Below are 6,455 nucleotides of genomic sequence, written 5' to 3'. Positions count from 1 at the left end.
TCCAATACTTTTTTGCACATTTCTTCGGCTTCTTTCTTCCTGCCTCCAGACCAGTAAATATTGACTAAACCTTTACATGCGTTTTCATTCTTCGGGTTTATTTCTAATGCTTTCCTGTACATCTCTTCAGCTTCTTTCGACTTGCCCTGAGCCAGGAAAGCATTACCTAAAATATATAATGCCCTTGTATTCTTCGGGTTTATTTCTAATGCTTTTCTGCACATCTCATCGGCTTCTTTTGCCTTGCCCAACGCCTGGTAAATACTACCTAAGGTACTGTATGCATCATCATTCTTCGGATTAATCTCTAATGCTTCATTTTGCATCTCTTCAGCTTTTCTATACATCTTTTTGTCCTGGCCTAACTCCTGGTAAACATGGCCTAAGTTAACGAATGTCTTGTCATTTTTAGGGTTTATTTCCAATGCTCTCTTATACATTTCTTCAGCTTCTTTATATTTGCCCTGAAGGTATAGATCATTGCCTTTTTGGATATACTCCATTTCAACATCTGCTTTTCCGTCGACTTCGACTGTTAGTTCACAAAAGACTAGTCCGGAATATAAAAATATCATACAAAAACAAGAAAATAGGGTTGGCAGTAGATATCTTTTCATTATAGTCTCTAAAAACAAAAGCCGTATTAAATTAATGTGGTTGGTTAATCTTTATCTATAAATAAAAGTTGTGTATTTTATTTTTCCTTAACGTTATATACTTGTGTCATGCAATGCACATCTTTTTTATATCATTTTATCCTCTTTTTGCTATTCCTGCTCGAACCATAATAATCAGCTTTCTTGTACATCTCTTCGGCTTCTTTTGCCTTGCCCAACGCCTGGTAAACATCGCCTAAATCCCTGTATGCGCTTTCATTCTCAGGGTTTATCTCCAAGACCTTTTTGTGCATCTCTTCGGCTTCTTTCATCTTACTCTGAGAGTGATAAATATTTCCTAAAGTATTGTATGACCATTCACTGTCCGGGTTTATCTCCAAGGCTTTCTTGCACATCTCTTCGGCTTCTTTCATCTTACCCTGACAGCGGTAAATATTGCTTAAACCAACGCAGGCATCTTCATTCTTAGGATCTATCTTCAATGCCTTCTTGTACATCTCTTCGGCTTCTTTTGCCTTGCCTTGAGAGCGGTAAATATTACCCAGATTTTTATATGCACTTTCATTGTTAGGGTTTATTTCCAATGCCTTTTTATGCATCTCTTTAGCTTTTTCATACATCTTTTTATCTTGACCTATACCCTGGTAAACTCTGCCTAATCTAACATATACCTCATCATTCTTAGGATTTATTTCCAATGCCTTTTTGCACATCTCTTCGGCTTCTTTCGCTTTGCCCTGAGACCAGTAAATATTGATTAAAGTTTTGCATATGTTTTCACTCTTCGGATTTATCTCCAAGGCTTTCTTGCACATCTCTTCGGCTTCTTTCATCTTACCCTGAGAGTTATAAATCTTTCCTAAGGTATTGTATGACCATTCACTGTTCGGGTTTGTCTCCAACATCTTTTTATACATCACTTCGGCTTCTTTCGTATTGCCAAGCTCCCAGTAAACATTGCCCAAACTCATATATGCACGTGCATTATTTGGGTTTATCTCCAAGGCTTTCTTGCACATCTCTTCAGCTTCTTTTATCCTGCCAAGATCCAGGTTAAAGCAGCCTAAACCTGTATAGGCATCACTATTCTTCGGGTTTATCTCTAACGCCTTTTTGTACATCTCTTCGGCTTCTTTTGCCTTGCCCAGATGTTGATAAATATCAGCTAAGCTTCTGTATGCTCCATCATTATCAGGGTTTATTTCCAATGCCTTTTTATGCATCTCTTTAGCTTTTTCATACATCTTTTTATCTTGACCTATACCCTGGTAAACTCTGCCTAATCTAACATATACCCCATCATTTTTAGGGTTTATTTCCAATGCCTTTTTGTACATCTGTTCGGCTTCATTAAACCTGTACTGACCATGTAAAGCATTACCTTTTTTGATATATTCTGTTTCAGGATTTACTTTTACTGCATTACCATCCACCGGTTCTGAAAAGACAAGTCCGGAACTTAAAAATGTCAAGTAATGACAAAAAAATAAAGCTGATAACAGATGTTTTTTCATAACACTCTCTAATGCTAAACTTTATCAATATGGTTATATTGTCTTTATGACTATGCAAAATCTGATAAAGTTGAGCAGATTAGAAACCACTCTGACTTTAGAAGCTAAAATCTTTTCATCAAATTTAGCAAGGTTTCTTTCCAGTTATTATAACCCATTTCATTTTATCAACAATGCTGTTATTCGATAATTTGGTTCCATGAATGATTTTATAAGTTTTCGGAGCAAAACGAAATAAGTTTTTTATTTTAGATATTTTTTGTTTTGAAAGTTCGGGCTCATATCTTAGCCAGTCATCAATGTTTTCTTCAAGATAATAATAGTGTTTTTCAAGTTTAGTAAAACCTGCAGACCTAAGATGCCGCTTAATATCTTCTTCATCCAAATAATTTTTTAATAAAGGCTGTTTTAACTTGTGGATTTTAAACAGCCAGGCTTTGTCATGCCTCCCGTACGGGACTATCTGGCTGACCAGGATTTTGCCGCCGTCTTTACATGTCCTGTACATTTCTTTAAAGGCTTTTTTCAGGTTTAAAAAATGCAACGCCTGTCTGCATACGATAAAATTAAAATAATTATCACTAAACGGAATAGCTTCGGCATTGGCGTTTACGCATACATCAAGCCTTTTTGAAGCTTTTTCCAGCATTTTGCCGCTTATATCAATCCCGGTAACAGCAAAAGCTTTTCCTGCAAATTCTTTTCCGACAAGGCCGGTGCCGCAGCACAAGTCCAGGACCCTTGATGATGAATTAAAGGGTATGAGCTCTTTGTGCAGGTTCAGCAGCTTCTTGTCTTTGACCCACCTGGCGGAATCTTCAAATTTCAAAGCCCTGGCATAAAATTGTTTTTTTACCTTGACGGCTATTTTGTTGTTTTTAATAAGTGTCCTCATATTTTGCCAGGCCTTTGATGTACATATTTTTGATCTTTTTATAAGCCTCTCTTAGCATGTTATCGGGCATCTCGGTAAAATTTATGAACTCGTCATCCTCATGGCCCCGTTCCCTGCTCAGCCAGTAAAGGTGTGCGAGCTCATCTTTTATCAGGCCTTTCTGTACAGCGGTCCTGTATATCTCCGTGCCGGGTATCGCAGACAAATATTTTACCCTGGCGACTGAACCTGTTTCTTTCAAAAAATCTACTGTTTTATCAAGCGACTCCGTTGTTTCTCCTGGGAAACCTATGATAAACAGCCCGCCGATCTCGATCCCTGCATCATTCGTCATTTTTATTGCATCACGAATTTCTGCGACCGTGATCTTCTTGTGAATACTGTCAAGTATCAGTTGGTCTATGGATTCAAACCCATAGAGTATTATCTCGCATCCGGCAGTTTTCATTGCTCTTAATGTTTCAGGATCGAGGTTCTGAACCCTTGTCATGCACGACCATTTAACGTTATTAGCCTTCAGAACTTCGCAGATCTCAAGGTTCCTTTCTTTTTTAACAGCAAAGGTCAAATCCACAAAATAAATGAAATTAAAATTATGCCTAAGTTTTAATTCTTTTACTTCTCTGCTGAATTTCTCAACGGATTTCTCGCGTAAATGCGGGATGGGCCTGTAGCAGAAAGCGCAATTATTGGAACAACCGCGGCTGTGAGAAATAAGGACTTCCTTTAGGTGTGCGTCTTTCCGGGTTTGCGGCCACAGGAAGAAATCTATTAAAGGCAGATGGTCCAGATCCTCTATCTGTTTTCTTGAAGCATTTATGACGGTTTTCTTAAAGCTGTCCTTATATGCGGTCCCGTTTATTTCAGATAAACTATCCAGCTTGCCGGAAGAATATTTTTCAAGGAGTTCAAGGATAGTTAATTCACCTTCTCCTATTACAGCGATATCAGCTTCTGTATTTGCCATCACGACCTCCGGGACAGAAGTTACCAGAGACCCGCCGAGCACGATATATGTTTTCGGGGCTCTTTCTTTTACTTTTTTACATAGGTCTTGTATAAAAGGGAAACTATCTTCAAAGGTCGATATACCCAATATGTCCAGGCCTTTTGATTGCAGCATAGCTTCATCTAAACTGTTTTTTGACTGCCGCACGTCAATTATCCTTACCCTGTAACCCGCATTCTTTAATACGGTGGCGATATAAGAAACTCCTTCAAACGGCTGCCTTAAGTAAAACTGCCAGCCTTGAGGCACTATAAAAGGGCTTGGCGGGACAACTATTCCTATTGAAGGAAGTCCTGGTTTAGCGTGCAAAGGACGTATCGACTGCTCTGCCATTAATTCTTCGTATCTATCCATTTTATTTTATTTTGAAAAAGGTTTATTTTTTGAATCTTTTACTTTTACTTCTTTAGGGTCATATTTTTGTTTTAGAGTTTTTTTATCTGCTTTTTTTACGATTTCTGTATCAACAATAGATGAGCTGTCAAGTTTCGCACTTATCAACTTTTCTTCGAAAAGAAAAGCACTTGTTTGAGACATAACTTGAGCCAGTTCGTTACTAACGGATATATCAATATCTTTAAAAGTTTTAGCATCCCCGTATATTTTATTGGTCTTTGATGCCTCATCTATCAAGCCTGGGTCTATCCGGCATAAATCCCCGTACCACTTGTTCACTTCCTTTTTATTCAAGATCATATAGTACGCCGCTTCTTTGATACTGACTAAAAAATCTATTACTGCTTCAGGATTTTTTTTCATGAATTCTTTTGAAATAACTACCGCTAAATACATGGGCGCTTGTTTTAATAATTTTGCCTGGCCTTTGCGGAGCATGTCTTCGATGTACGGGTCCCAGGTCATAAGTGCATCGATATCGCCTCTCATTAATGCCAGCCTTGATTCCCCTCCGTCCATGTTTATGATATTTATATCCCTGCCCGGAGACAGGCCCGCTTCTTTTGCCCAGCGGATTATGGGGGTATGGACCGAAGAACCGAACACCGTTGTTGCGGTTTTACCTCTAAGGTCTAGAATAGAACCGGCTTTAGACGCTGATGAAACCAGAAGCCCGAGCCTGCCGCCGCTGCCAAGAGAAGCTATACAGGCACCGGGGTACCCTTTAGCCAGGACCTTAACAACGTTTGTTTCACTTGTGAAAATAACATCCACCTTGCCGGAAAGCAGGGCTTCCTGCAGCTGAGGGCCGTACTGGAAAGCTGTGACTTCACCGTTTAAACCGTTATTATCTAAAATATCGGTTTTTTCTAAGACTAACCCAACCTGGCCGTTTATCAAAGTGCCGACAGAAGGATAACCGATCCTGATCGTAGTTTTCTGCCCTGCATAAGAAGCTGTCAGCAAGAAAACCGAAGCGGTAATTAAAAATAAATTCTTTTTCATTTGTTCCCCTTAATTTTGTCTTTGTCTTTTTCCGGAAGTAATCCCTTCAAACGGGCTTTTTAAAAGGGTTTCTCTGCCGGGTGTAGTCACCTGGACTGAAGGAGGGACGATAAAACTGATGGGTAAATTTGACGTTTTATTTTTGTTCTTGAGCAGATTTCCCATACCTTTATTAATCCTTTTCCAGGTTTATATTCCCCATCACTTTGCTTAATCTTTTTCCCTGAAAAGCTATTGTCTTTTTTATCTCTTCCCTTACCGAGGATGAAATGCAGTATTTTATTTCCAGGAATTCCCTGCTTTTTTTTGCTTCTGATACCGTCGCTCCGGGTATTTTTACTTGCACCACCTCTTTGACTTTTCCGGGCCTTGAAGTCATTACAAGGACATTATCTCCCAGGCAGATCGCCTCATCTATATCGTGTGTAATAAGAATGAAGGTCTTATCCGTCTTTCTGCGTATATCCAGGACTTCTTCCTGAAGAGTTTCCCTGGTCAGGCTGTCTAAGGCAGCAAAAGGTTCATCCATGAGAACAATATCAGGGTCAGGGGCCAGAGCCCGGGCAAAGCTGACCCTCTGCTTCATACCGCCGGAAAGTTGATGGGGGTATTTCTTTTCAAAACCTCTAAGGTGAAGGAGTTCTATATAATGCCCTGCTATTTCATTACAGATTTTTTCGGGTAGTTTTTTTGACCTTAAGCCGAACTTAATGTTGCCTTCAACAGTAAACCACGGGAAAAGCCCGTACTCCTGGAAAACAACAGTACGGTTTATACTTGGCGCTGTAACTGTTTCCCCCGAGCAAATTATCCGGCCTTTATCCGGCAACAGGAACCCTGCGATTATATATAAAAGTGTTGTTTTACCGCATCCGTTCGGGCCTATGATGCTTAGGAATTCTCCTTTGTCTAAAGAGAATGATACCCCCCTTAATACTTCCATGGACAGGTTTTCTCTTTTAAATTCAAAGGTCTTAGAGACACTATCAACACTTAATATCGCAGGAAGTTTGTCCATT

6 protein-coding genes are annotated in these 6,455 nt (G+C 39.4%); all 6 read right to left on the bottom strand.

Going from position 1 to position 6,455, the window contains the following annotated elements; all coding sequences use genetic code 11:
- Positions 1-617, bottom strand: a 617-nt coding sequence (locus LHV68_11870) for a tetratricopeptide repeat protein (GenBank protein MCB4792566.1), incomplete at its 3' end; no start/stop codon positions are given.
- 131 nt (positions 618-748) lie between these two features.
- Positions 749-2,131: a tetratricopeptide repeat protein gene (locus LHV68_11865; GenBank protein ID MCB4792565.1), complete on the bottom strand. Its 1,383-nt coding sequence runs from the start codon at positions 2,129-2,131 to the stop codon at positions 749-751.
- A 124-nt stretch (positions 2,132-2,255) separates the two neighbouring features.
- Positions 2,256-3,026 (bottom strand): methyltransferase domain-containing protein, encoded by a 771-nt coding sequence (locus LHV68_11860; GenBank protein ID MCB4792564.1) that lies wholly within the window; start codon positions 3,024-3,026, stop codon positions 2,256-2,258.
- Positions 3,010-4,389, bottom strand: coding sequence for a B12-binding domain-containing radical SAM protein (locus LHV68_11855; protein ID MCB4792563.1), 1,380 nt, complete (start codon positions 4,387-4,389; stop codon positions 3,010-3,012). The genes LHV68_11860 and LHV68_11855 overlap by 17 nt, the downstream gene beginning before the upstream one ends.
- A gap of 6 nt (positions 4,390-4,395) precedes the next feature.
- On the bottom strand, positions 4,396-5,436 hold the full coding sequence (locus tag LHV68_11850) for an ABC transporter substrate-binding protein (GenBank protein ID MCB4792562.1): 1,041 nt from the start codon (positions 5,434-5,436) through the stop codon (positions 4,396-4,398).
- A 172-nt stretch (positions 5,437-5,608) separates the two neighbouring features.
- Positions 5,609-6,454 (bottom strand): ABC transporter ATP-binding protein, encoded by an 846-nt coding sequence (locus tag LHV68_11845; protein MCB4792561.1) that lies wholly within the window; start codon positions 6,452-6,454, stop codon positions 5,609-5,611.
- Position 6,455 lies beyond the last annotated feature (1 nt).

The organism is Candidatus Liberimonas magnetica (assembly GCA_020523885.1).
In the GTDB taxonomy this organism is placed as follows: Bacteria; Elusimicrobiota; Endomicrobiia; order Endomicrobiales; family JAFGIL01; genus Liberimonas; species Liberimonas magnetica.
The sequence above is the reverse complement of the archived record's forward strand: the minus strand, read 5'-3'. Positions and strand labels throughout refer to the sequence as shown.

What these genes read in the sequence shown, in the direction of transcription:
- LHV68_11865 (MCB4792565.1), bottom strand. Translation starts at nt 2,131, where the DNA reads ATGAAAAAACATCTGTTATCAGCTTTATTTTTTTGTCATTACTTGACA.
- LHV68_11860 (MCB4792564.1), bottom strand. Translation starts at nt 3,026, where the DNA reads ATGAGGACACTTATTAAAAACAACAAAATAGCCGTCAAGGTAAAAAAA.
- LHV68_11855 (MCB4792563.1), bottom strand. Translation starts at nt 4,389, where the DNA reads ATGGATAGATACGAAGAATTAATGGCAGAGCAGTCGATACGTCCTTTG.
- LHV68_11850 (MCB4792562.1), bottom strand. Translation starts at nt 5,436, where the DNA reads ATGAAAAAGAATTTATTTTTAATTACCGCTTCGGTTTTCTTGCTGACA.
- LHV68_11845 (MCB4792561.1), bottom strand. Translation starts at nt 6,454, where the DNA reads ATGGACAAACTTCCTGCGATATTAAGTGTTGATAGTGTCTCTAAGACC.